Below are 26434 nucleotides of genomic sequence, written 5' to 3' on the forward strand. Positions count from 1 at the left end.
AAGACACGTTCTCTCAAAATTCTCACAAAACGGTAAATCCTGTCGAATGAGGGCAGAAGGCACAACAAAAAGACGGAAGGCGCCTAAACGCCCTCCGTCTTTTCTCACATCTATTCTAAATAAGCTGCTACACTGGCCGTCATTTCCGCAGGAGGCTCCAGCCCTAGCTCTCTGCGATATAACGCTTTGAAACTCGCATAATACTTAGCGATTCGTTCCTTTTTCCCGCTCTTCGCATACATGTCTATGACCAATTGCTGCATGTCCTCTTGAAGTGGGTAGATAGCCAGATAAGTATCCGCCTTACGCTCAGCTTGATTCCATGCTTCCTCTCGCATATCTCGTTCAATCAATTGGCGTGCAAGCAACGTGTATTGCTTGCTGTAGCTTTCCTCCAATTGTGTTTTCCAGAGATAGTCCTTTCGGTCTAACAAGGGGCCGCGGTAGAGCCCGAACAACTTTTCCGCACGAGCGATGTCTTGTATACCTTCTGAGATCACCCGATCACTCATCTGAAACTCCAACAGATCGTACGACGTTCCGAGCATATCGATCAGATACCCGTCATTCGTTTTCAGAATATCTACACCGATTTCTTGCTCCTTCAATAACTTTTTGAGGCGGTAAATGGTGTTATGCAAATTATGCGTAGCCCGATCTTCCAGCATGTCCGGCCATAACATATCAGCCAGATGCCATTTATTAATATCCTGGCCTGGGTAGCAAAGGAAATACGCGAACAGCTCCTCCGTCTTCTTCGTCGGCCAACGGACAAGCGCCCCCTCCGGGTTGCGAATTTCCAGACTCCCAAAACACCGAATCGCAGACTGCCGTGCCTTCGGTTCAGTTGTCGCAGCAGCCGGACGCTGCTTCATCAATCGGCTCGTTACGCGTTCAATGGCAGCGGGGGTGACCGGCTTTAAGATATAGTCGAACGCATAGACCTTAAAGGCATCCAACGCATATTCTTTATAGGCGGTCGTGAAAATAATCTTGGTGAGATCGGAGAGCTCATTCATTCTTTGAGCGAGCTCAAGCCCGTTCATTTTCGGCATCTCCACATCAAGAAAAGCAAGATCTGGTTTGAGATCAGCCATAGCTGCTAGTGCCTCATGGGGACTGCTGAAAGCTCCAATAATCGTATAATGCGGATTACGCCCAATCAGTACTTTCATTAATTCGAGAATGGGTTTCTCGTCTTCAACAATAACAACGTTAAACAAGTTCTTCCCACCTTTCATCGATGGTATCCTGATCTCTGCCATTCAAAGGTAAATACATCGTAACTTTAGTACCTCGCCCCATTTCTGAACTAATCGTCAATGAAGCTCCCGGCAGGTTATCCAGCCGTTTACGGATATTCATAATCGCAATGCCACCGCTTCCCCGCTCGCCGCTTGCCATTTGATAGAGGAGATCATCTGGAATCCCAATGCCGTTATCCTGCACAGTCACTAGCAAATAGCGATCTCCTTCTTGAATCGTCAACGTCACGGTTCCATATCCGTCCTTCTCGAACAGACCATGTCGAATCGCATTCTCTACAAAAGGCTGGATGCTGAGCGATGGGATTGAAAGATGCTTCAAGCTTTCATCCACATAACAAATAAACTCAAACCGTTCTCCGTAACGCGCCTTCTCAATCTCGACATAGGCATCAATCAACTCCAGCTCTCGGTGAAGACTGACGAACAAATCATTGCGGTCCATATCCAGAATATATCGCAAAAATTGACTTAGCTTCGATAATAAATAAGCGGCCTTCTCTCCATCCGTATAGCAAAATGAAATGACACTGCTCAGCGCATTATACAGAAAATGCGGCTTAATCTGCGCCTGATGGAAGGCAAGCTCGTTACGAATCGCTTCTTGGATGGACGTTTTCATCGCAATTAACGTTTGAATTCTAGCTACAAGTGTCTCGGCCTCGAATGGCTTCGTGACATAATCATTAGCTCCCGCGCTGAATCCGAGCGCAATATCTTGTGAAGTATCCTTAACCGTCGCGAATAAAATCGGCAAATCGAGAATGGAATGCTGCGCGCGCAGCAAACGACAGAGCTCGATACCAGATATACCCGGCATCATCACATCTAAGATCACCAAATCAATTTGCGGATGTTCGCTCATTTTGACCAGCGCTTCTTTGGCGGAGAAGGCAGCGATCACATTGTATCTTTGTCTTTTCAAAATATTAAGCAGGGTGTAGATGTTGGACGCTTCATCATCTACGATGAGAATGGTATGTGCATGTGCCTCCATAATATCCAAGGAATCCGTGTCATTCACATCTCTTTGCTGATAGAAATCAGCGATCGACCGCTCTTGATTAACAGGTATGTAATCTAAGGCTGTCGGCAGCTTAAACATCATACGTGTGCCCTGTCCAACCTCGGACCAGTCGATTCGAATGTCGCCGCCCATCCGCTCTACGAGCTTGCGACTTATATACAAACCAACGCCCATCCCTGTGTAGCCATCCTCCGGCAGCACATGTTCCTGCTGCTCAAAATACACGAATACCTTAGGATATTTGTCGAGCGGTATACCCGTACCCGTATCCTCCACCGTAATATGGATGTAATCATCCACAGCGCTTGCGCTTACGCGGATAACACCTTTTTCCGTGTGCTTCATGGCATTATGTACTAAATTGTACATAATTTGACGTAAGCGGTTCTCATCCGCTTGTACCCACATATCGGTTGGAACTTGGTTATCCAGTTGCACTGTTTTTCCTGCAAGCTCGAACTGCAGGACGTCAAAGACGATTTGCGTCACCGCTCTCACATCCACAACGGTCATAAGCAAGCGCAGTTCACCGTGTTTCAGACGTGTGACATCAATTAAATCCTGCATCAGCATGGATAGTTTCACGGATGTATCTTTGACTAACCAAAGATTTTGCTTCTGTCTAGCGGACAAATTATGCTCATCGTCGTCCAACAAGGAGGATGTAATGTTCATGATCCCGTGCAGCGGCGTCTTAATCTCATGCGAGGTATGCATCAGAAACTCGTCCTTTAACTGATTGGAGACGGTGAGCCTATGTGTCAAAAGTTCCGTTTTTTCGTAGGCATTCGTTAACCGTACCGCTAGCAAGAGGTTCATCAACGTAATGAAGCCAATGATTCCGACTTTATGCCAAATATCCGAGGATATCGTACTTTCTGAATATAAAACTCCATCGATTAAGGAAGCCAGCAAGGCTATGATGGCTACAATGAACAAGCCAAGCTCTTTCCTCTCATAGGTCCCTTTTTCACTTCGGAAGAAGAGATAGATCATTCTAAACAGAATCGCGATGGGTACAAAACCGATGTAAAGAAAGAAAATGTCTCTCATTTCGTTATAAAGGGAGTACGGTAAAACAATGATCGCCGCTAAGATTAGAATAATGGGAGCAATGAGCAACTTCATTTTTTTCCGCGAAATCAGCTGATGATGGATGGAACAGAAGAATAAAATGATTAACATCGAACTCAGAAATTCAAAGACATCTAGCATTTTATACACAATTTCAAATGGCATCTCAGGCAGCAGTCGCTGAAAGAGTTTCTCGCCATACAACGCATAGACACCGGCCGTGCTAAGGAGATACAACCCACTAAGTAAATACGTCTTATCTCGGCTGCGCAGTATATATAGGCTAAGATGGTAAGCGCCGAACATGACGAGCATCATAATAATCGCCAGATCACTGCCGATCAATAAGCTATTCAGTTTGCTAATATCCGCGTGCAAACCAAACTGGATCGCGTTGACAATTCCGCCCGTCAGATATTCATAGTTGGAAACTTGCAAAATAATTTCAATATCCTTTATATTCGCATGAAAGAAGGTGCTGTAAGGTGTATTGCCGGGTAGATTGGCTTCCTTGCTCGTTGCTGGAAGACCGCTCTCCCCCGCCAACTTACCGTCGATATAGAGTCGATGAGACATCCGAATGCTGCGCAGTTTCAGACCATAGATCTCATCAGCATCTTTTACACTGACTATTAACCGATACGTGCCGTATCCTTTCCTGCTCATGCCGCCTTCCTTCGTCTTCCCATTCCACCTCTCGGGTACGTTTAAGTAGGCAACATCTGTTAACAGCCCCTTTTGAAAATCTGCCGGTTCCAGCAGTTTCCCTTCATAGAACTCCCAGTCTCCATTCAATGTAACCACACCAAGCTTGTGGAAATCATAGTTCGTTAAATCCAGGACTCCCCGCTTCGCCGTTTCCATATTTTGATGAGGAACCATTTGTGCATAGATGCCCATGAATAATAAAATAGACAGCGAGAATACCAAGCCGATGCCTATAATTTTGCGAAAACCCCTCACCGATATTCTCCCTTTCTCCGTTGTTCCATTACATTTGATCCTATCATTTCACACTCACAAAAAACTCACAAGCCTCTCTTTCCCCTAACCTTGGATAAAATGAAAGGAAATCCGCTTCACGCGCAAATAATTCGCTTAATCACAAAAAAACTGTCTGCAAGTAGAAGATCTACCTGCAAACAGTCTCTCAAACATCATCTTAGGGTAAATTCGATGAGCCCATCAAGAACCGGTCCACTTCACGCGCCACTGCGCGTCCTTCATTGATCGCCCACACGACAAGACTTTGCCCACGACGCATATCGCCAGCAGCAAAAACACCTTCTACATTCGTTGCAAACTTCCCGTAGTCCGCTTTCGCGTTGGAACGCTCATCTTTGGCAACGCCAAGTTGATCCAGTACGGTGTTCTCAGGACCAGTGAAGCCCATCGCGATCAGCACGAGCTGAGCTGGGTACACTTTCTCACTGCCCGGTACTTCCACCGGTACGAATGCACCCTTCTCGTTCTTCTGCCACTCGATTAGCACCGTGTGCAGCTCTTTCAGGTTGCCGTTCTCATCACCAACGAATTTCTTCGTGTTGATCAAGTACGTCCGTGGATCTTCACCTTGAAGCGCAGCGGCCTCTTGTTGACCGTAGTCCACTTTCAGCACCTTCGGCCATTCTGGCCAAGGGTTGTTCGCTGGGCGCGTTTCAGGCGACTTCGGCATGATTTCGAACTGCGTCACACTCTTGCATTTATGACGAATGGACGTACCCACACAGTCCGTTCCTGTATCACCACCGCCGATGACGATTACGTCTTTGCCTTCGGCAGAGATGTACTGGCCGTCCGCGTGCTCGGAATCGAGCAAGCTCTTCGTGTTTTTGCTCAGGAATTCCATCGCCAGATGAACACCGCCGAGCTCGCGTCCCTCGATCGGAAGATCACGGCCTTTCGTTGCGCCGCCGCAGAGAACGATCGCATCGAATTCCTCTTGCAGCTTCTCGATCGGATAGTTCACACCGACGTGTGCGCCTGTGATGAAGGCTACGCCTTCCGCTTCAAGCAGCTCAACACGACGCTCCACATACTTTTTATCCAGCTTCATGTTCGGAATGCCGTACATCAACAAGCCGCCTACGCGGTCAGCGCGCTCAAAAACAGTCACCCAATGTCCAGCTTTATTCAGCTGTGCCGCAGCCGCAAGTCCGGATGGACCTGATCCGACAACAGCTACCTTTTTCCCCGTGCGTGTTTCTGGCGGCTCTGGCGTGATCCAGCCTTCAGCGAAGCCTTTATCGATGATCGCTTTTTCAATGCTTTTGATCGTAACCGGTGTATCTTTCAAGCCTACTGTACAAGATCCTTCACAAGGAGCAGGACAGACACGACCCGTAAATTCTGGGAAGTTATTCGTCTTATGCAGACGATCCAGCGCTTCGCGCCATTGTCCGCGATACACCAGATCATTCCATTCTGGAATGAGATTATTCACCGGGCAACCAGCGGCCATGCCGCTGATCAGTGCCCCTGTGTGGCAGAAAGGAATCCCGCAATCCATGCAACGGGAGCCTTGTGTCTGCAATTTATCTTCTGTCAGCGGTGTCGCAAACTCTTTCCAATGGCCGATTCGGACCAGAGGAGAAGCTTCGGATGCCACTTCACGAGCGTGTTCTATAAATCCGGTTGGTTTCCCCATTTACGTTTAATCCCTCCTGAGCATGTTAGCCAGCATAGCTGGCACTCTTGCATCACCGCGGTCTGCTCTCTCGCATTATCGCGTTTCGTTAGTCGTACACTGATTTCGTTAGTTTCCACCGACGCGGGAAACATCCCTCATATTCGCCTCGAAAGCAACCATGACCGCTTCTTGTTGGCTTAGACCGGAGCGTTTCACCTTCTCGATGGCATCAAACATCCGTTTGTAGTCCTTCGGTATCACTTTCACGAACTTCCAAACGTACTCATCCCAGTGCTGAATAACGTGGTGGGCAACACTGCTATCCGTAAATGTAGCATGATGCTGGATCATCGTTTTCAACTCGTTCATCTCATACGTTTCTTCCAGCTGCTCGAGGTAAACCATCTCTTTATTCACTTTATTTGAGAAGTCGCCTTTCTCATCCAATACGTAAGCGATACCGCCTGACATCCCTGCGGCAAAATTGCGTCCTGTTGAACCGAGAACAACAACGCGACCGCCTGTCATATATTCACAACCATGATCGCCAACACCTTCAACGACAGCACGCACACCGCTGTTTCTTACGCAGAAGCGCTCGCCTGCGATACCACGGATATAAACATCGCCGTCCGTTGCGCCATATAAAGCTGTGTTACCGATAATGACATTTTCTTGAGGTACAAACGTGGACTTACTCGATGGGAAAATGGACAGCTTGCCGCCCGATAATCCTTTCCCGACGTAGTCATTGGCATCTCCTTCGAGAGAGAGTGTGATCCCTTTCGGTACGAAAGCGCCAAAGCTTTGACCCGCTGAGCCTTCAAAATGAAGACGAATCGTATCGTGTGGCAAACCCTCTACGCCATGTCGGCGTGTAACTTCACTTCCCACGATCGTGCCGACAACACGATTGACGTTCGTAATCGGCAGAATCGCGTGAACGTGTTCTTTGCGCTCGATCGCGGGTTCACAGATCGCGAGCAGCTTCGTCACATCGAGGGAGCGATCCAAGCCGTGATCCTGCTCCATTTGGCAGAAGCGACCGACTTCTTCGCCCATGTCTGGTTGGTGCAGTAGCGGCGATAGATCAACGCCCTTCGCTTTCCAATGCTCGACAGCTTGCTTGGACTCGAGAATATCCGTGCGCCCAACCATCTCTTCGATGGTACGGAAGCCCAGCTCTGCCATCATCTCACGCACATCATTGGCGATGAAGGTCATGAAGTTCACGACATGCTGCGGATCCCCAGCAAATTTCTTGCGAAGCTCCGGATTCTGCGTGGCAACGCCAACCGGACATGTATCCAAATGGCAGACGCGCATCATCACGCAGCCGATTGTGATAAGTGGAGTTGTCGCGAAGCCGAACTCCTCTGCACCGAGCAAGGCAGCTACGACAACGTCGCGCCCTGTCATCAGCTTGCCGTCCGTCTCGACGACGATCCGGCTGCGCAGGTTGTTCAGCACGAGTGTCTGGTGCGTTTCCGCCAGACCGAGCTCCCACGGCAGTCCCGCGTGACGAATACTCGTCTGCGGTGACGCGCCTGTGCCTCCGTCGTAGCCGGAGATGAGGACCACGTCCGCTTTCCCTTTGGCTACGCCGGCAGCGATGGTGCCAACACCGACCTCGGATACCAGCTTGACGCTGATCCGTGCCCGTGGGTTGGCATTCTTGAGATCGTGGATCAGCTCTGCGAGATCCTCGATCGAATAAATATCATGATGCGGCGGCGGTGAAATCAAGCCTACGCCTGGCGTAACACCGCGAACCTCGGCGACCCAAGGGTACACCTTGGTCCCCGGGAGCTGACCGCCCTCGCCGGGCTTCGCGCCCTGCGCCATCTTGATCTGAATCTCATCAGCGTTGACGAGATAATGGCTCGTGACGCCGAAGCGGCCGGACGCCACCTGCTTAATGGCACTGCGGCGAAGATCGCCGTTCGCATCCGGCGTGAAGCGCTCCGGATGCTCGCCGCCTTCGCCGGTATTGCTCTTGCCGCCGATGCGGTTCATCGCGATCGCGATCGTTTCGTGCGCTTCTTTGGAGATGGAGCCGTAGGACATGGCTCCCGTCTTGAAGCGCTTAAAGATCGATTCGATCGGTTCCACCTCTTCGATCGGAATCGGTGTGCGTCCTGCTTTGAAGCTCAGCAGGCCGCGTAGAGCCATATATTTCTCGTCTTCCCGTTTGACGAGCTTGGAGAAGTTCTTGTACTGTGCGTAGTTGTTACTGCGAACAGCGGATTGCAGAGCATGCACGGTCTCAGGGGTATAGATGTGATCTTCCCCATCTCGGCGCCACTGCAAGTCGCCGCCCGTATCAAGCACGCGATCACGCCCTGCTTGCTCGGAGAAAGCACGGTTGTGGCGAATGAGTGTTTCCTTCGCAACCACATCGATACCGATACCGCCAACTGGCGTGTACGTCCAAGTGAAGTAGCTGTCAATCAGCTCTTGGCTGAGACCAATCGCTTCGAAAATCTGCGCCCCGCGATAGCTTTGAATGGTTGAAATCCCCATTTTCGCTAACACTTTAACTACACCCTTCGTTACCGCTTTGATGTAGTTATAGGTTGCCTTCTCATGATCAACGCCAACAAGCTGCTTGCGCTGAATCATATCATCTAACGTCTCTAGCGCCAGATACGGGTTGATTGCGCCTGCGCCGTAACCAAGCAGCAAGGCAAAATGATGCACCTCACGCGGTTCACCAGACTCCACGAGCAAGCTGATCTTCGTCCGTGTACCTTGACGAATCAAGTGGTGATGTAAGCCTGATGTGGCAAGCAGCGCCGGAATCGGTGCGTGCAAGCTGTCCACACCACGGTCCGAGAGAATGATTAGCGTAGCGCCATCGAGGATTGCTTGATCCGCAGCTGAGTACAAATCTTGCATCGCAAGCTCTAGCCCAGCTGTGCCTGTTGCCGCTTCGAAAAGCGTCGGCAATGTAACGGTTTTGAAGCCATCACGCTGAATATGACGCAGCTTCGCTAACTCTTCATTAGAGAGGAAGGGCGATTTCAACCGAATCTGACGACAGCTTTCGGGTTCTGGTTTGATCAGATTGCGCTCAGGTCCAATCGTCGTGCCCTGCGCCGTAATGATTTCTTCAAAGTTCGCATCAATCGGCGGGTTCGTCACTTGTGCGAATAATTGTTTGAAATAGTTATAGAGCAATTGCGGACGGTCAGAAAGCACCGCTAACGGAGCATCCGTACCCATGGAACCGATCGGATCCACACCTGTTTTGCCCATCGGCTCAAGGGTCTTACGCAATTGTTCAAATGTGTATCCGAATGCTTGCTGACGCTGAAGAATCGTGTCATGATCAGAACCAAGTACGATTGGAGCATCTTCCAAATCCTCTAAGGAAACGAGATGCTCATTCAACCAATCGCGATACGGCTGCTCGCTAGCGATGCCGCTCTTGATTTCCTCATCGGTCACGATGCGGCCCTCTACGGTATCTACAAGCAACATGCGACCTGGTCTCAGACGGTCTTTGTACAAAATGCGCTCAGGCTCGATATCCAGCACGCCAACTTCAGATGCAAGTACGATCAAATCATCCGTCGTGACATAATACCGCGAAGGGCGCAGTCCGTTACGATCGAGAATCGCTCCGATTTGACTGCCATCTGTGAAGGCAATAGCCGCAGGGCCATCCCACGGTTCCATCAGGGTGCTGTGATACTCGTAGAACGCTTTTTTCTCATCATCCATACCTTCATGTTTGGACCAAGGCTCTGGCACCATCATCATGGCGGCATGCGGTAAGGAGCGACCTGAGAGCATCAGGAACTCCAGTGTGTTATCGAACATTTGGGAATCGGAACCGTCGGTATCAATAACAGGAAGAATGCGTGTGAAATCTTCACCAAATAAATCGGAATCACACATCGCTTGTCGCGCGTGCATCCAGTTGACATTACCGCGAAGCGTATTGATTTCACCGTTGTGGATCAAATAACGATACGGATGCGCGCGTTCCCAGCTTGGGAACGTATTCGTGCTGAAACGAGAGTGAACCAGCGCTAGGGCAGAGTCGACTTTCTCGTCTTGCAGTTCTACGTAATACGCATCCACTTGCTCTGGTGTTAACATCCCTTTATAAACAATGGTTCTGCTAGACAAGCTAGAATAGTAAAATTGCGATTCGGCATGAGTACTTTTGATAGCGTTTTCAGACAGCTTGCGAATCATGTATAATTTGCGCTCGAAATCTAGGTTGGTTGCGACATCTGCACTTTGACCAATAAATACCTGACGAACATAAGGTTCAGCGGATTTCGCCGAATCTCCTAAAGAACTGTTGTCTGTCGGAACGGTTCTCCATCCAAGGAAATGTTGCCCTTCTTGTCTAACTATTCGCTCAATTGTACTTTCACAAGCTTGACGAGCCTCTAACTCCTGTGGCAGATACACCATGCCTACGCCATAGCTTCCTGAAACTGGAAGCTTAATGTTCTCTTTTTCACAAGCAGATTGGAAATACGTGTCCGGAATTTGCATAAGAATGCCTGCGCCATCTCCCGTATTCTGCTCACAGCCTTGCCCGCCACGATGATCCAAATTACAAAGTACACGAAGTGCTTGCTTGACGATGGCATGCGATTTGACACCCTTGATGTTGGCAACAAAGCCTATCCCACAGGCATCATGCTCATTCCTCGGATCGTACAATCCCTGTTTGGGAGGTAATCCTTTAATAGTCATGTTGTGCAACCTTTCTTCCCTCGTTTTCGCTGGGCTTTGTTAGACGCATGCTTTAAAGTGCTAAAAACTGACGAAATGCAACACCATATTTCGACTACATCCGCAAGAAGTAGAGGAAATATTCTCAATATTTTTTATATTATATTAACACTTGATTTCCTATTGTTCAATTTAAAAATATTTAAAATGAAAAGGTTTTCATTTTAATAGAATTCGGGGTAAAATCATACGGTACATACGTGTGTATTTGTCTCATTTCCTATATAAATGCAACTGGCTTTGCATGTAATAGCAAACTTTCTACGTTTCATGCTATGATAGCTAATACCGCTGCAAGAACATACATCCAGATTCCACATCTTAGGAGGAGCTCTGTTTGAGTATACAGCATACTTTTGGGGCCGGCATGATTAGGGAGCCTCTTTACCAATGGCAGCTAGAAGCCCATCCGGTAGAAATTGAGCTGTTCCGCTCAAGACCGGTCAGACGCCTGAAATTTTTACATCATTTCGGAGCTTCTGCGCTGTTTTCACCACTTACACATTCACGATTCGAACATACGGTAGGCGTTTGGTCACTCATGGCTCACTTTTGTCCAGAAGAACCTCTTCTGCGCATCGCGGCGATTCTTCATGATATCGGACATCTGCCCTTCTCCCATGCGGTTGAACGTACACTGGGGTACAATCATCATCGTCATACCGAGCAATTAATCGGGCAAGGCATCATCGCCGACATCTTGATTAAGCATGGCATTTCACCACGTGCCATCGTGGAACTATTGAAACAAGAAACACCGCTAACGAACCCGACTACGATTCTCGGATTCGATCATTTGGACAGCTTTCTGCGGGATACTTACTACGCTGGCAAACAGACTATGCCCCCCTCTGAACTTATCAAAGGGCTAAGCATGCAGGGACCCTACATAACCGCAGATGAGGCTTCTGCTATAGCGCTTGTTGATGCGATCGTGGAAGATCACCGCATGTTTCTTAACCCGCAATTTCTTGCGATGGATGCCCTGTTGGCGAAAGCTGCGGCCCATCATTGTGAGTCTAATCCAGGTATGAGAGATCGAATTCCAACGCTAATGGATCACGAGCTGATTCAAGAACTGCTGCAAAGCAATAATGATGTTGCGAGGGAAACCATCCATGTGCTCATGTATGAACCTCATCGTATTCAAGTGACACAGGAGCCGGTTCCGGGCAGTATTGAGGTTAAAATTGGTAAAGTGTACAAAAAACAACCATTAATCGGTGACAAGCTCGCCTCCGAGGCTAGCTTTCAAGTTGCCGTCAAGCTGGCTGAGCTGGATAGCATGGCCGCTACTTATTTTTTCACCATTTAATCTTACTTGTTATTCCCGGTTGATAACCAACATCGCAGAGCGCGATGTAGTGGTTACAACGTCCGTCCTTAGGGCGCATTTATCTTATCTCCTCAGAAGGGACTGGCCCCGCTTTGGCTAAATTGTATTTTCGTTATGGTACGATGAACAGTGGTAAATCCATTGAAGTTTTACGTGTTGCTCATAATTATGAGGAGCAGGGCAAAAAGGTACTTTTGCTGACACCCGTGGTCGACGATCGGTTCGGCGTTGGTCAGGTCGCGTCTCGTATCGGTATGCAAAAGGGAGCAACTGTTGTCGACGAGCATTTGGATATGGTTGCGCTGGCGAGTACAGAGCGTCCGAATTGCATTCTTGTGGATGAGGCGCAATTTCTAAGTACCGTTCAGGTCGCACAATTAATTGAAGTCGTCGATGAACTTGATATTCCGGTTATCGCTTACGGACTTCGTGCTGATTTCATGGGACAACTATTCGAGGGCAGCAACGCTCTATTGGCGGTAGCCGATACGATTGAAGAAATCAAAACCGTGTGCTGGTATTGCAACAAGAAAGCCATTATGAATATGCGCTGCAAAGATGGCATCCCGATCTTCCATGGGGAACAAATTCAAATTGGCGGGAATGAAAGCTACGTTCCTGTATGTCGTAAATGCTATGCGGCCAATAAGAAAAAGGCACAAAACTAAGGATATCTGGTCCTAAGGATATACAACCTTACATGTAACATGGACAAGCTTTATTTTACTGAATTAGACAAACGATCTGGTCTATAAAAAGAAAGGTGAGTTCCTTGCGCAAAAAACGGATTTTGCTATTATCTGAGGGCTTCGGGAAAGGTCATACACAAGCGGCTCATGCGTTGTCTGTCGGGCTACGGCAATCCTCGTCAGACATTATTACCCGCGTGATCGAGCTTGGTGCTTTTTTGCATCCTACCTTAGCACCTTGGGTCTTCTCGGCATACCGCCGCACGGTGACTTCACAACCTAGACTCTATGGTATGCTTTACCGAAATCAGTATGATAAAAGGCCGAGCCGCGTGGCGAGTCTGGTTCTGCACCGCATCTTTTACTCGCAGACGAAAGCGATCATCAAGCAATTAAAGCCGGATATCATCGTCTGTACGCATCCCTTCCCAAGCATTATTGTTTCTAGACTGAAACGCGCTGGGCTCGATGTTCCACTGTTCACCGTCATCACGGATTACGATGTTCATGGGACTTGGATGGATTCGGCGGTTGACAAATACTTGGTATCTACGCCTCTTGTGCGGGAGCGCCTAATTGACTGTGGCGTGTCCGAAAAACAAGTCGAAGTGACCGGCATTCCTGTTCACCCTAATTTTCGCAAAGCGCACAGCAAGGAGCAGATTTTCGCTGAGTTCGGACTGAAGGCTATGCCAACGGTCATGGTGATGGGCGGCGGTTGGGGTGTTTTCAAGAAGGAAGAGAAAGAACAATTACTAACGTATTTGGCCAGTTGGAGTCAAGATATTCAACTGCTCATCTGCCTCGGCACGAACGAGAAAGCACGCCGTCAGCTGCTCGAGGAAGATGCATTCCGCCAGCCGAATGTCCATCTCATTGGCTACACTACGGAGATAAGCAAACTCATGGATATCTCGGATATACTCGTTACAAAGCCAGGCGGAATGACATGCACGGAGGCGATGGCTAAGGGCATACCGATGCTGTTCTACAGCCCCATCCCTGGTCAGGAAGAGAAAAACTGCTCCTATTTTCAGGAAAATGGCTTCGGCCAACGGATCACCTCCTTGGAGATGATTGATCACTGGTTTAAGCTGCTGCTCGAGCAATATCCGGAGCTTGCCAAGCGCAGAACGAATATCCGTGAGTTTCACAGCGACGATGCACAGAACTGCACAAAAGCGATAATGCAGCATCTGGAGCAGATGGATAACCCCTCCTATAATCAGGCATCATCAAAAACACCGCTCATACAATGGTAGTATCCATTGTAAGGGCGGTGTTTTTCTATGAATCCCATTCATCGATTGGGCAAGCAGGCTATTTTCGTCTATTTACTCATCTGGTTCGTTGGCAGCCTATGGATGATGGCGGTCTTAGGCAGCAGTAACTTTCAGGGCAAATTGCTAGGTGTCGATTTCGCCCTATACCACGAGTATACCAGCTTTGGTTTTGCGGGTGCGTTGGGTGGCACTTTGTACGGACTGCGCATGTTTCATGAGCATTACCAGGAGCTTACCACGCAGTGGATCTACTGGTACCTTATGCGACCTATCCTCTGCTTCGGCTCTGCGATTATCACGATCATCCTCTTCGAGAGTGGAATTATGCTGCTGCAGGTCGGCGATTCCATGTCAGCGCGCATCAGCATAGCCTTTCTAACCGGGTACGGGTATGGAAAATTCATGGAGAAGCTGCGGGATCTGACCACAACGTTCTTTAACGGCAAAAATACGAATGGGAACGGCGGCAATGGGAGTGATACGCCTAAGTGAGTGGGTTTTGGGGATGCCGAGAAAGGATACGGAGGCGACGTATGGTTGACTATTGTCATGCGACGCCACACCGCGCGCTGAGAGCTGCGCGCGGTAGTGGAAAAGCTTCTGAGGGGACTCGTGGGAGATTAGGGGCGCTGGCGGCGGAGGGCTCGGGGACAATAAGGAGTAATACTGCTGACGAGGGGCTTGGATAACGATACGGTGGGCAGATGATGATGGAGGTTGCGAGGATGATATGGAGGACTGCTGCTGGGAACTCCGGGAACAATGACAAGTGGTGATTAAGATGTTGGGGATCTCGGGGATGCATCAGGAGCGCTGCTGGCGAGGGGCTTCGAAAACAAAATTAACTGGAAAACCACCATCTAATTTGGCCAAAGTGGCCTCAAAACTTGGATTAGATGGATTACCTGTAGTTATTTCCTCCTCATTTCGCTCAAATAGCAAAAACGAGCTAAATTAGCTACATGTTTTCCAGTTATTTGGATAAAACGATGCATGGGGTCAGATTTAGCTGTATGTTTTCCAGTTAGTTCGATCGATTGGGTTCGCTACTAATCAAGTCATGCTCCCGCTTACAGTGCGCTGTTTTCCAGCGTTATCTGCTTTAGTCCAATATGTTTTCGGACTAAATGATGGAGTGGGAGCACTAAAGCAGATTCAGCGTGAAGGGTGAGTGATTATCTAGCGGTAACTGACGTTGCACGAAGATAACCTTGAGAACTGCTAGGCTTTATGCATAGCCAGAAAATAAAAAATGACCACCGCGATGAACATCCGCGGTGGCCTTATGTTTATGGTGCATCAAAGGTATGCACCTTGTTCCATTTCACACCACCACTATTGGTGGTGTACATGACGCTCGGCTGCGCATTATCATTCGTGATAAGCCAGCCGCTATTCGCGTCTGCCATGCCAAGCAGCAGCTCGCCATAACCGGTGAACGTCTCCGTACCGTTCACCCAGGTCTTGCCGCCGTCCTTCGTCCAGCCGACGGAGTTAGGCTTGTCGCACGCCGGGCAGCTGCCGCCCATGAAGGCTACGTCGGTGTTCACGACGTAGAGAGGGCCGGGCTTCGAGCCCGTATTCTTCGCACCTGATGTTTCCCCCATCGGGAAACCAGGTGCAGGGCCTGCACCTGCCGTGCTGTTCACCAGCACGGTCTGCCAGTTCTTGCCTCCGTCTTTCGTATGGAACAGCGAATATGATGTTTGGCTCATCCCTGATTCACCTATCAGCTCAATCCACGCATCATCCACCCCTGCGGAACGAATAACAGTGCCCGTTAAGGTCGCAACCGATGAACGCGACATGACGGTTTTCCAATTTTGCCCGCCATCCTGCGTTCTCAGAACTTCAACCTTACCCTTCGTCCCTCGGACCGCCCAGCCATTCTTGCTGTCATGGAAGTATGCATCTCCTTGGATCCCTGCAGGAACCTGCAGTTTCACCCATTTGACCCCGCCATCCACCGTTTTGGCATTGCCGCTATAGGCTTCCTTCTTAGATACAAAGTGGAGGAAAGCTTGATTCGGAACCGTTCCAACTGCAGACCAGTGCGCGCCGCCATCATGCGTACCTAACAGCTTGCTTGTTCCCCCCTCGCTAGCCCAAGCATCCTGACTATTTAAAGCAAATACCTGCTCGATTTCTCCAGTTCCTGTGTATTGCACCTTCCATTTCACTCCACCGTCATCGGTATGAGCGATCCAGCCTTTGCCGCCGATCCAGCCCTTTTGCGCATCAGCCAGTCTTAACGCAGTCACTCCTTTTAACAAGGTCGATGATGAACTATCGCTGCCTTTGGTAGGGAGGGTTGAGGCACTCGCACCAGGTGTTGCCGTTGGTACGGTCGTCGGCACGACAGTCGTTACATCCGGCGTGCTTACCGCAGTTGGCAGAGTTGATTCTGTAACTGTCACATTACCGCTTGTCTGCCCAGAAGACTTGCATCCTGTCAAAGCGATAGCGGATATCGCGACCAGTAAAAGTAATCTTTTGACCATACAAATCACTCCTTTCATTCCTATATAGTTCATCGTTCTTATCTCATATAGACGTTGCCTTCGAGAGAAAAGTTGAACATCAATCCCTACCATCATCTCCATTTTCCGAAAAATTAGGCATGACTCATCCCACTGAGGAATACAATCGTAAACAAGAAGGGGGACATTGTGACGAAAGGGAGGAGGATCGGTTGAAATTCATTTGGGGTAAAAAAGAACTCACCTTCATGATCATTCCGGGTGCCAATCGCCGTACTGTCAGATTCAAGCTTCCGCACAGTAGTCTCTATATTGTGCCTAGTGTGATCGCGCTTGTACTGCTGGGCTTTTTTGTGACGATTTACTTCATGAATACCCGTTCCCATCAAACTCGTAACAGTATGCAGCAAGCTTTCGATGGACAAGAACGTCAGTTAGTCGATCAAATTACACATAAAACGAGTGAGATTGAACAGCTGCAGTCGGATCTGATTGATCTTGCCCAGCAGGCGGATGAATTCAAGGTGAAGCTTGAAGAAATTAAGAAACTGGATCATGTGATCGAACTCATGAGTCAACCAGAAAACATAAACGGGACAAGCAAAAAACTGTCGAGCAGCGCGCCGTTAAAGGGCTCCAACCTTGACGTCGGAGGCAGTGATGTTCCCGTCACATCGCAAGAAGTCTCCTCGCTCGTGAGTGATACGAAGCAAGGGCTTTTTTCATTAGTTGACGACATTAATGCCCTTCTCGACCACTTAACAGAATCCGAAGCCAAAATTAAAGAAGCTAATCGTATAGCCAGCATTACGCCTACGCTTTGGCCCATCGCCTCGCACAGCATCACCTCCGGGTTCGGCATCCGAATAGACCCTTTTACTTTCAAACCTTCCATGCATACGGGTTACGATCTGGATGGTGAACTCAATGATCCCGTGTATGTAACAGCAGCAGGCAAAGTCATTGAAGTGGGCTATGACGACGAACATGGCAATCATATTATCGTTGATCACTCTCGTGGGATTGAAACCGAGTATATGCATCTGAATAAAATGCTCGTAAAACGCGGAGAATCAGTAACAAAAGGTCAGCAGATCGGCCTCGTCGGTTCTACTGGACGCAGTACGGGCTCCCATCTTCATTATGAGGTTCATAAAAGCGGTGTCCCGATTGACCCTAAACCTTATCTCATTACAGATCGAAAGGATGAACGCAAATGATCGGAAGCTCAAAGGTAAGACGGATAGACGCCAAAACCACAGACACCCTGATCGGTGGCAGTACCATTCTGGAGGGCAAAATCATGTCCGAGGCCAGCCTTCGCATCGAAGGACAACTGAATGGGGACATTGAGTGTGCAGGCGATATCACCATCGGTGAAAACGCTGTCGTGCAATCCAACATCCACGCACGCGATGTTATCGTTGCTGGTAAAGTGAAAGGAAATGTACATACGAAAGGCAAATTAATCGTAACGAGTTCAGGTATCTTGATTGGGAACATCGATGTGCGCTCTGTCATTATTGAGGAAGGCGGGATTTTCCAAGGGAGCAGCGCCATGAATGTTGCTGTAACAGCAAGCGATAAATCCGGTGGCGGCAAAGTCATCGACGCGAAAGCGCACAAACAGCAGAAGAACGAGCAGCAGGCCGCTGCGGGTGGGAATTAGCGTTGACGCTGTGAAACAGAAAGAGCTCGTTCTTCATCCCCTTTTGGGCGGATGTGAACAAGCTCTTTTTATTTCCCGGACTTTACCTCAGCTAACATGGAAAGGTCCACGAATGGACTGAGATCTAACTCCTCTGGTTTGATTCCTTTGATGTATCTAGCATCGATGGACACCTTCGCCATCTCTTCCATCACCTTGACGTCAACATCCGTAGTCAGCTTTAGACGACTGAGCGAGGCTTTGATTAGACTTTTGTCCATACCCTTACCGCTGTATTTCTTAAGCTGGTTATTGATCAGGTCGTAGGCTTGATCAGGATTGCTCTGAATGAAGGCAATACCGTCCATATTAGCCTTAATGGCGCCCTTGACGATGTCTCTGTGGCGCTGGATAAACTTATCGCTGGCCACCATGATAACCGTTGGGTAATCACCGTGATTCGGTGGGATATCCTTCCAATCAGCGATAACTTTGCCGAGTCCAGCCTTCTCGATCTGTGTCCCCCATGGCTCTGGGACTAGCGTAGCGTCGATTTCTTTTTGGCGAAAAGAAATGAGGGTGTCCGCTGGAGAGCGAACGATCAGATGCGCGTTCTCTGCGCCTCTACCGAGCGAAATACCAGCTTGCTGCAGCAGCATGCGCAAAGAAATTTCATTCGTGTTCCCTTTGGCGGGAATCGCGATGGTTTTATCTTTGAGATCCGCGACGGTCTGGATGCCGGCTCCTGTGCGGGCAACCAGCACGGCACCGCCGTTATTCGAGCCTGAGACGACACGGAAATTGCCGCTTTTGAGGAAAAAAGTTGTCGCCGGCCCTGGGCCCACGAAGCCAACATCGATATCCCCCGTCGCCATCGCGATGGACAAGTCAGAACCGTTGTCAAAGGCGGTGACTTCGATTTTCACTTCATCGCCCCATTCGCGGGCAAAATAACCTTTTTCCAGCGCGATGTACGCGGCGGCATGGGTCACATTTTTAAAAACACCGACCCGAACGACCTGTGGCTTGCCTGATGCTGTCAGCTTCTCCTGGCATGCGCTCAGAAGCGACACTGCAAGGAGCAACAGAAGAAATACTTTGATGCGTTTTGTCATCACGCCCACTCCTTTACGACTTGGAGCCAGCGAGGCCGTAGCGCTCTAGCACTTTATCTTCTAGTTTTTTGAAGCAGAAATGGTCAGAAACCGTGCCCAGCACCGCGATAATAATAACGATACACAGCATGAGCGAAGTGTCACCTAAGTTCCGTCCATCCTGCAAAAGCTGACCCAAGCCCGCACCCTTCGCAATTAACTCGCCGGCCACAAGGGCCCGCCAAGCGAATGCCCAAGCCGTCCGAACACCGTTGATTAAATGAGGAAAAGCAGCAGGAATCATGACTTGGATGAACAAATTAAAGCCATTTCCCGTTCCCATCGTCTGGGCAGCGCGCAAATAAATCGGCGGGATGTTCTTAATCCCCGTCCGGCTCGCCAGAGCCATCGTCCAAGTTGCTCCGAGCGTTGTGATGAATATAACCGAGGTTTCGTTAAGACCGAACCATATAATAGCAAAAGGCAGCCAAGCAATGCTCGGAATCGTCTGCAAGGAAACAACTAGGAAGCCCAGCGTATCATCGAGAAAGCGATATCTGGCGAAGAGGAAGCCTAACGTCATCCCTATGACGAGTGAGAGCGCGAAAGAAATGAGGAGTCGCAGCATGCTAGCTCCCGTCGCTTGTAAGAGCTCCCCGTGCACAATGCCGTCATAGAAAGCTTGCAGTGTCTGCGAAACGGAAGGAAACTTCCATCCCCAGCCAAAAATCCTATATCCCGCCTCCCAAGCTATCAGAAGCAGTACCAGAAAAGTCGTTCTTCTTAATGCTGTACTCATCGCCAGTCTCCTCTCTCACAACTTTCTCGAGCTCATCCGCCAGCGCGTCCATAATAAGCGCCTCCATATGATGGAGCACGGAATCTGAACTTTCGCGAGGTCTTGCCGCTTTCACAGCGAACTCCTTCTTAATCGTGCCGGGGCGTGTCGACATAACTAGAACCCGATCCGACAGAATGACCGCTTCGCGAATATTGTGGGTGATGAAGAGGATCGTTTTGCGCGTACGCATCCATATTTCTTCCAGCTCTTTATGCAAAATAAGGCGAGTTTGCTCGTCAAGGGCCGCGAAGGGCTCGTCCATGAGCAAAATTTCCGGGTCCATCGCAAGCGCTCTTGCGATTGCCGCACGCTGTTTCATCCCGCCTGAAAGCTCATGCGGATAACGATCAGCAAAACGGCTGAGATGAACCGATTTGATCTGCTCCATCGCCATTTCGTGACGCTCTTTCTTCGCGATCCCCTTCTGCTTGAGGCCGAAGGCCACATTGTCTAACACAGTTAGCCATGGAAATAGGCCATGCTCCTGAAAAACGACGACACGGTCTGCTCCGGCGCCTGTCACCTTTTTCCCATTAACCTGAATCGTGCCTTCCGTTTGCGTATCAAAGCCCGCCACAAGATTGAGTACGGTGGATTTCCCACAACCTGATGGTCCCAGCAGCGAGACGAATTCCCCTTTATTAATGGTAAGTGTGATATCATCCAGCGCCTTGTAGTTACCGCCGATACGCTGATTGAACGTCTTGCTGACTCCCTTTATCTCGATCAAACTCGCTTCCCCCACTTGGTTCAAATTCGGTTAAACAATTGCTTTATTAAAAAAATTAACCGACTTGCAGCCTTTTAAAAAAGCAACCTCAAGCCTGCCAAACCGAGCCCGATGATGAATCCGCAAATTGCGCCGTTCACCCGAATCCATTGGAGATCGCTGCCGATCTTATCTTCCATCAAAACGGTGAGCTTTTCATTATCGAGTTTATCCAGATTCTCTTTGACGAGTTGGCCAATTTTGCTATGATTTTGTTCCAAATAGGCTGTAATTTGATCTTGAATCCATGCTTCTCCGCGCGCTATCATATCGTCATTCTCACGAATAGAGAGGAGCATGTTGCGAATGATCGGCACGACATGGACAGGAATAAACTCAGGCTGATCAATGAAATTCTCGGCCTTTTCTTTCAGCCTGCCTAGCATGAAAGCTAGCTTCTCATCGAGATCGAACATCTCAGGAAGCTTGGTTTTGAGTGACTCTAGCTCCGCTATGAGCTGCGGGTTGCGTTCTAATTTGTGAAGCTCGTTGCGAATGAATGTGAGTACCGATTCACGGCGCGGATGATTCTTCATACGCATTTGGTCGATGTAGCTCAGCACAAAATTCTGGATGATGCCGCCGATTTTCTCCTCGTTGACCATCCCGATAAACGCATTTACGGCAAAAGCCATGAAGCCATTGGACTGAAGTCCTTCGAATGCTTTAATCGCCATCGCACCTAGTTGGTCGCGTGTATCCGCTTTAATCGCCCAAGCAGCTGCTTTATCCAGCACAAAATCTAGTGTCTTGCTGTCGTAGCCGCCGTCCTCAATGGTGTCAATCAGCGTACGCACGAGTCGGCTTGTGTCCACGTCTTGAATCGCTTTATGAATTTCCTCCGCGAGAAGAGGCGTTAATTTCTCAAGGTCAATTGCTTGCAGAGCATGCTTGGCCAGGGCTGTGAGCCCTTTATGCAAGGAGGCATTGTCGAGCTGCTTGTCTGCAAGCTCTAGACCGCGCTCAAGGAAGTGAATCTGCTCTAGACGCGCCTTGATCGTTTCTTTGGAGAGCAGTTCATTTTGCACAGTTGAGACGAGTGCTTTCGTAATTTTCTCGCGGTTATTCGGCAATAGAGCCGTATGCGGGATCGGAATTCCCAGCGGATGTCGGAACAAGGCGCTTACCGCGAACCAGTCCGCCAAGCCGCCGACGACCCCCGCTTCAAATCCACCTTGCAGGAAGGTGCCCCATACTGTCGAGGATACCGCCGTTGGCAGCGTAGCTAGAAAACCCGCCCCCATCACACCAAGTGAAACGGTTGCTATATACTTTGCTTCTTTTTTCATTGTCATAACATCTCTTTCTTCGTGAGGGTGATGAATCATTCTTTCTAGTTTATCACAAATTGGAAAGAAACGCGGCAGAGGGTTGGAGGGGGGACTGGATGGGGGGTTGGATAAGGGGCATTTTGTGGCTAGATGAGGGCTGGATGGGGGTAGACGGTAGCAAGTTATGGCGGGTTGGCGGCGATTAGTGTAAAAGAATTATTTCGCCGTCCATACGTGCGAGTGGCGGTACTGAACTATACTAAACGATTACAAAGCCTGCGATTGTGCTTCTTTTTTCTAGTAAAATAGGCGATATACAAAAATACCTACGAATATGCAGGCATTTCTGGGAGAAATCACCAATTGGAGCTTACAGGCTTCAAAAGCCTGTACTTTTGCAGGTATACTTCATGAAGTGATGATATCAACCAATAAAGCCTGCATTTTTGCAGGCTTACAATTTGCCTAGCGGGGTTTGTGGTGGTTAAGCTCGGATTTGGAGCTTACCATCGACTACATGGGTACTTGAGCTCGGGCTGGGCCTGTTGCAAATGATGGTGGATGTTAAGCTCGGGCTGGGCACGTTGCAGATGATGGTGGATGTTAAGCTCGGAGTTCTATCCGGAACGATAGCCTTTGTGAGTCTTGGTTTCCACTCTATCAGGAGACAGGGTAAAGCTTTGATTCAAGCTTTACCTAACAAAAAGAGAGCCAACCCACGGCTCTCTCTACTCAACCAAACAAACTATCGCTCGCCTTCCCACTCTGCATAAAACTGCTGCAGGTACTGCTCCATGAAGCGATGCCGCTCCTCCGCGAGATGCCTCGCGTAGGGTGTATTCATAAGCTCCTTCAGTTTGAGGAGCTTCTCGTAAAAATGATTAATCGCGGTGTCATTGCCCCCGCGATACTCCTCCACCGTCATCTGCTCGCGCGCGATGACGGAAGGATCATGGATCGGGCGGCCTTTCCAGCCCGAATAAGCAAACACGCGCGATATGCCTACCGCGCCAATGGCATCCAACCGGTCGGCATCCTGCACGACCTGTCCCTCCAAAGTGCGCATAGGCGGCCGCGCGCCGCCCTTGAAGGACATCGTGCTGATGATCTCCAGCACGTGCGCAATCTGCGCCGCCGGCGTGCCGCTGTCGGCGAGCCAGTCCTCCAGCTCGCGTTGCGCCGCAGCTGGGTCGGCGTTCAGCTTCTCGTCGACAACGTCGTGAAGCAACGCCGCAAGCTCGCAGACGAAGCCATCAGCGCCCTCCTGGGCGGCTATACGCTTCGTCGTCTGCACTACGCGATAAATATGCCACCAATCGTGGCCACTGCTATCGCGTTCAAGCTTCTCCTTCACGAGCGCTTCCGCCGCGAGTAAAATCCGTTCCTGCTCCACTACTTCCAAATGCACATCATCCTGCTGCGTCATTTCTTCTTTTTCCTCTTTCCTTGCTGCGATTTGCCATCGCTGGACTTATTTTCGCTCTGCTTCCCTTGCTCTATCTTGCCATCTGCAGACTTACTTTCACTCTGCTTCCCATTCTCCAACTTCTCTTCACCCAACTCCGCTTGCCCTGCCCGTTCTTCACCATACTTCTCTTCAATCGGTTCCCCTTGCCCAATCTTTCCTTCGTCAGAGCTCTCTTCACTCCGCTCACTGATCCCAGTCTTTCCATCACTAGACTTCTCTTTAGCCAGCTTACTTGCCCCAGCTTTCCCTTCACTGAGCTCTACCGTACTAGCCACTTCCTGACTCACCAGCCCGCCCGTGATCCCACCACTTACTTTCAGCGTCACTAGCTTGCTCTCATCCAGTCGCTTCGATTCCGGCACTTTACCATCTATGTACTTTTGTATAATTTTCTTAAAATGCTTCCCATATTTATCCTCTAACTTGGCTCCCATATCCTGCTGCAATTCATGTAAGACGGCATTGCTGCAAAAATGATGATACAGCAGCTCCACCATCGCAGGGTGCTCCGTCAACATCGCCAAGGTGATTTCGTCTCCGCCACGTGTGCCAACAATCGCCAGTTTACGGTCAATGAGGATCGTAAATTTCCGTACTTCGCTTACTCCTCTTCCATCTCGTACCTCTCGCCCTTCCACACCTTTCGATCCTTCGCCTCGTCTACGAGCAAAAGGATAAAAGCCAACCCCCGCTTCGCGCGTTGGCGCTACGAAAACGCGCACGCCATGTGCGGGCGCTTGCCGAAGCTCATCCTTTAGCAGCTTCGCTTCCTCAGGGGAAAGATCACAAAACACTTCTTCCTTCGCTCTCTTCAGCTCAGAGCGAACGCGCTCCAACACCTTGGCGTCGCCCTCCAAGCTGAAATACTCCGAGCGATGCGCATCCTGCTTCGGCAGATGCTCCTTCACATAGCGAATCGAGGCCTGCAGCTCCGATTCAATTCGCTCGCCGATCTCCTCGATCGGCACGCACTGGTACACCGTGGGCTCACCGTGACTCGTGAGTACAGCGCCTTTCTCCGCTAGCTTTTGCAAAGCTGCATATACATTCGAACGCGATACGCCAAGCCCTTTGGCGATTTCGTAGCCGGTTTGTGTGCCGCTCACGGCGAGCACGTGCAGACACTTGGCTTCCAGGTCTGTGAACCCGAGGTTTTTCAAATGCATAAGAACGTTTTCCATGCGCTGCTCCCCCTTTTCAACCTATCCCAATTTACCTGTATGACTCGCGAAGACGGCTTCTTTCCTCATTTTCATAGCCATATAACCGCCTAAATCAATCCGTAGTCCTGCCTAATTCTATTGTAGCATGATCCCCAGCCTAAGTAGTATCCGTTCAAAGTACGATCTCGTTAAAAATAAATTGTTGACAATGATAATCATTATCAACTAATATGGTGGAAGTTAATGGGTTCATATGATTAATTACTCACTATCAGGAGGTCCACCATGTCCAAAATTATTATCGTTTACGCTAGCATGTCTGGAAATACAGAGGAAATGGCCGATGCGGTAGCAGCCGGTATTCAGGAGGCAGGCGTTACGCCTGTTCTTAAAAACGTGATGGACGCCAATGCAAGTGAACTAGAGAACTACGAAGGGGTTATTCTCGGCTCTTACACTTGGGGAGATGGTGATCTTCCGGATGAATTCGAAGATTTCTACGATGAAATGGATGACATCAACCTAGAAGGACGCAAATTCGGTGTGTTTGGTTCTGCGGACTCCTCGTATGCAGAGTTTGGTGCTGCTGTAGATACGCTTGAGAAGAAGCTGGCTGAACTGGGTGCTGAGAAAGTATTCGACGGTCTGAAGGTTGAACTCAACCCATCCAAAGACGAGAAGGAACTGTGCCGCCAGCTTGGACTTAAATTCGCCGCAGCTTTAGGTGTATCCATCTAAGCAGTACATTCTATTTTGGAACCAAAAAGGACCGCAGAGCAGCTCAACAGCCACCCTCGGTCCTTCTCTTTTCGGCCTACCCGCGCCGATTCCTACCTTTTTATAACGTCTCCACTTCGGCAATCTCAATGTATGCCATACTTTTCAACTCATCATAAACTTCAGAAGCATATTTCCTATCTACGAAAATAATAAAATTCAGCTCCTGCAATTCTTTGTTCAGTTCTTTGATATGGACGCTTTTCATTTTGTAGCCTTTGGCAATGATCGCTTTAATAATCGCGGTTAAATTCCCTTCGTGAGACACGATCAGACGCACGCGCAGATCCTTCATCGTCAGCGGCCTAGGTCCTATTTTTTTAATAAAATAAGGCAATACAATGACGCTGATGAGAATAAGCAGTAGTCCGAAAAACGCTTCAACGAAGAACCCAGCGCCCACCGCAATTCCTAACCCCGCAGCGCCCCAAATCATTGCCGCCGTTGTTAGACCGACAATGACATCATTGTGCTTGCGGAGAATGGCTCCCGCTCCAAGAAAACCAATTCCGCTCACCACTTGCGCTGCTAACCTCATGGGATCCATCACGTGCAGCCCCGCTACAGCGAATTTGTTCGCAGATTCGATAGACACGACAGTCAATAAGCAGCTGCTTAAGCAAATGACGAGCGACGTTTTGAGGCCTAGCGGTTTATTCCGAATTTCCCGTTCCAACCCAATAATTAATCCAAAAATAGCTGAAATCCCTAATTTCATTAAAATATGCAAATCTACAGTAAACAGCATCGTTGTTGACTCCTCTAGTAAAGTAACCTTTACAATATCTTAACAAAGGGAGTAAGTAAATAACTATTGGCTCATTACCAATATCTTTATGCTGGCAAACAAAAAGCCTGAGAG

20 protein-coding genes are annotated in these 26434 nt (G+C 49.2%); 8 read left to right on the plus strand and 12 right to left on the minus strand.

Annotation, left to right across the window (positions count from 1 at the left end; all coding sequences use genetic code 11):
• Positions 1-110: 110 nt before the first annotated feature.
• The 4 genes from A8709_RS29440 to gltB form a co-directional block, all read right to left on the minus strand.
• Entirely contained in the window at positions 111-1223 is a 1113-nt protein-coding gene (locus A8709_RS29440; RefSeq protein WP_065858735.1) for a response regulator, read from the minus strand.
• Positions 1216-4329 (minus strand): hybrid sensor histidine kinase/response regulator, encoded by a 3114-nt coding sequence (locus A8709_RS29445; protein ID WP_341833446.1) that lies wholly within the window; start codon positions 4327-4329, stop codon positions 1216-1218. Before A8709_RS29445 ends, A8709_RS29440 begins: the two co-directional genes overlap by 8 nt.
• Positions 4330-4528: 199 nt before the next feature.
• Entirely contained in the window at positions 4529-6013 is a 1485-nt protein-coding gene (locus A8709_RS29450; RefSeq protein ID WP_065857971.1) for a glutamate synthase subunit beta, read from the minus strand.
• A 108-nt stretch (positions 6014-6121) separates the two neighbouring features.
• Positions 6122-10714: a glutamate synthase large subunit gene (gene gltB, locus A8709_RS29455; protein WP_065857973.1), complete on the minus strand. Its 4593-nt coding sequence runs from the start codon at positions 10712-10714 to the stop codon at positions 6122-6124.
• 376 nt (positions 10715-11090) lie between these two features.
• Between gltB and A8709_RS29460 the strand changes: the two genes are divergently transcribed.
• The 5 genes from A8709_RS29460 (at position 11091) to A8709_RS34795 (ending at position 14750) form a co-directional block, all read left to right on the plus strand.
• Complete coding sequence (locus A8709_RS29460) at positions 11091-12068, plus strand: HD domain-containing protein (protein ID WP_084225607.1); 978 nt, start codon at positions 11091-11093, stop codon at positions 12066-12068.
• A gap of 113 nt (positions 12069-12181) precedes the next feature.
• Entirely contained in the window at positions 12182-12757 is a 576-nt protein-coding gene (locus A8709_RS29465; RefSeq protein ID WP_065857975.1) for a thymidine kinase, read from the plus strand.
• A gap of 104 nt (positions 12758-12861) precedes the next feature.
• Positions 12862-14040 (plus strand): MGDG synthase family glycosyltransferase, encoded by a 1179-nt coding sequence (locus A8709_RS29470; protein ID WP_065857977.1) that lies wholly within the window; start codon positions 12862-12864, stop codon positions 14038-14040.
• Between the two features lie 27 nt (positions 14041-14067).
• Positions 14068-14553, plus strand: coding sequence for a hypothetical protein (locus A8709_RS29475; RefSeq protein WP_065857979.1), 486 nt, complete (start codon positions 14068-14070; stop codon positions 14551-14553).
• 41 nt (positions 14554-14594) lie between these two features.
• Complete coding sequence (locus A8709_RS34795) at positions 14595-14750, plus strand: hypothetical protein (RefSeq protein WP_167357205.1); 156 nt, start codon at positions 14595-14597, stop codon at positions 14748-14750.
• Between the two features lie 600 nt (positions 14751-15350).
• Here A8709_RS34795 and A8709_RS29480 read toward each other — a convergent pair.
• Positions 15351-16562 carry a WD40/YVTN/BNR-like repeat-containing protein gene (locus tag A8709_RS29480; protein ID WP_065857981.1) on the minus strand — a complete coding sequence of 404 codons (1212 nt, stop codon included), beginning with the start codon at positions 16560-16562 and terminating at the stop codon, positions 15351-15353.
• 191 nt (positions 16563-16753) lie between these two features.
• Between A8709_RS29480 and A8709_RS29485 the strand changes: the two genes are divergently transcribed.
• A complete protein-coding gene (locus A8709_RS29485; protein ID WP_244163345.1) occupies positions 16754-17761 on the plus strand; it encodes a M23 family metallopeptidase in 1008 nt (335 codons plus the stop codon).
• Positions 17758-18210: a bactofilin family protein gene (locus A8709_RS29490; RefSeq protein ID WP_065857983.1), complete on the plus strand. Its 453-nt coding sequence runs from the start codon at positions 17758-17760 to the stop codon at positions 18208-18210. Before A8709_RS29485 ends, A8709_RS29490 begins: the two co-directional genes overlap by 4 nt.
• 68 nt (positions 18211-18278) lie before the next feature.
• Here A8709_RS29490 and A8709_RS29495 read toward each other — a convergent pair whose 3' ends face one another.
• The 6 genes from A8709_RS29495 to A8709_RS29520 form a co-directional block, all read right to left on the minus strand.
• On the minus strand, positions 18279-19304 hold the full coding sequence (locus A8709_RS29495; RefSeq protein WP_065857985.1) for an ABC transporter substrate-binding protein: 1026 nt from the start codon (positions 19302-19304) through the stop codon (positions 18279-18281).
• 13 nt (positions 19305-19317) lie between these two features.
• Positions 19318-20082, minus strand: coding sequence for an ABC transporter permease (locus A8709_RS29500; protein WP_065857987.1), 765 nt, complete (start codon positions 20080-20082; stop codon positions 19318-19320).
• Positions 20015-20854, minus strand: a complete 840-nt coding sequence (locus A8709_RS29505; RefSeq protein ID WP_065857988.1) for an ABC transporter ATP-binding protein — start codon at positions 20852-20854, stop codon at positions 20015-20017. The genes A8709_RS29500 and A8709_RS29505 overlap by 68 nt, the downstream gene beginning before the upstream one ends.
• Positions 20855-20928: 74 nt before the next feature.
• Positions 20929-22182, minus strand: a complete 1254-nt coding sequence (locus tag A8709_RS29510) for a DUF445 domain-containing protein (RefSeq protein WP_065857990.1) — start codon at positions 22180-22182, stop codon at positions 20929-20931.
• A gap of 727 nt (positions 22183-22909) precedes the next feature.
• Positions 22910-23590: an HD domain-containing protein gene (locus A8709_RS29515; RefSeq protein ID WP_065857992.1), complete on the minus strand. Its 681-nt coding sequence runs from the start codon at positions 23588-23590 to the stop codon at positions 22910-22912.
• Positions 23587-24813, minus strand: a complete 1227-nt coding sequence (locus A8709_RS29520) for a TrmB family transcriptional regulator (RefSeq protein ID WP_065857994.1) — start codon at positions 24811-24813, stop codon at positions 23587-23589. The genes A8709_RS29515 and A8709_RS29520 overlap by 4 nt, the downstream gene beginning before the upstream one ends.
• Before the next feature lie 267 nt (positions 24814-25080).
• Here A8709_RS29520 and A8709_RS29525 point away from each other — a divergent pair, with 267 nt between their 5' ends.
• Positions 25081-25533 (plus strand): flavodoxin, encoded by a 453-nt coding sequence (locus tag A8709_RS29525; RefSeq protein WP_065857996.1) that lies wholly within the window; start codon positions 25081-25083, stop codon positions 25531-25533.
• Between the two features lie 100 nt (positions 25534-25633).
• On the opposite strand, the gene A8709_RS29530 is transcribed toward A8709_RS29525, so the two are convergent.
• Complete coding sequence (locus tag A8709_RS29530; protein ID WP_065857997.1) at positions 25634-26320, minus strand: MgtC/SapB family protein; 687 nt, start codon at positions 26318-26320, stop codon at positions 25634-25636.
• Positions 26321-26434 lie beyond the last annotated feature (114 nt).

This window comes from Paenibacillus pectinilyticus (assembly GCF_001700435.1).
GTDB lineage: Bacteria > Bacillota > Bacilli > Paenibacillales > NBRC-103111 > Paenibacillus_E > Paenibacillus_E pectinilyticus.

Coding starts and splice junctions, on each gene's coding strand:
- A8709_RS29450 (WP_065857971.1), bottom strand. CDS start 6,013: ATGGGGAAACCAACCGGATTTATAGAACACGCTCGTGAAGTGGCATCC.
- gltB (WP_065857973.1), bottom strand. CDS start 10,714: ATGACTATTAAAGGATTACCTCCCAAACAGGGATTGTACGATCCGAGG.
- A8709_RS29475 (WP_065857979.1), top strand. CDS start 14,068: ATGAATCCCATTCATCGATTGGGCAAGCAGGCTATTTTCGTCTATTTA.
- A8709_RS34795 (WP_167357205.1), top strand. CDS start 14,595: ATGGTTGACTATTGTCATGCGACGCCACACCGCGCGCTGAGAGCTGCG.
- A8709_RS29480 (WP_065857981.1), bottom strand. CDS start 16,562: ATGGTCAAAAGATTACTTTTACTGGTCGCGATATCCGCTATCGCTTTG.
- A8709_RS29490 (WP_065857983.1), top strand. CDS start 17,758: ATGATCGGAAGCTCAAAGGTAAGACGGATAGACGCCAAAACCACAGAC.
- A8709_RS29495 (WP_065857985.1), bottom strand. CDS start 19,304: ATGACAAAACGCATCAAAGTATTTCTTCTGTTGCTCCTTGCAGTGTCG.
- A8709_RS29500 (WP_065857987.1), bottom strand. CDS start 20,082: ATGAGTACAGCATTAAGAAGAACGACTTTTCTGGTACTGCTTCTGATA.
- A8709_RS29510 (WP_065857990.1), bottom strand. CDS start 22,182: ATGAAAAAAGAAGCAAAGTATATAGCAACCGTTTCACTTGGTGTGATG.
- A8709_RS29515 (WP_065857992.1), bottom strand. CDS start 23,590: ATGACGCAGCAGGATGATGTGCATTTGGAAGTAGTGGAGCAGGAACGG.
- A8709_RS29520 (WP_065857994.1), bottom strand. CDS start 24,813: ATGGAAAACGTTCTTATGCATTTGAAAAACCTCGGGTTCACAGACCTG.
- A8709_RS29525 (WP_065857996.1), top strand. CDS start 25,081: ATGTCCAAAATTATTATCGTTTACGCTAGCATGTCTGGAAATACAGAG.
- A8709_RS29530 (WP_065857997.1), bottom strand. CDS start 26,320: ATGCTGTTTACTGTAGATTTGCATATTTTAATGAAATTAGGGATTTCA.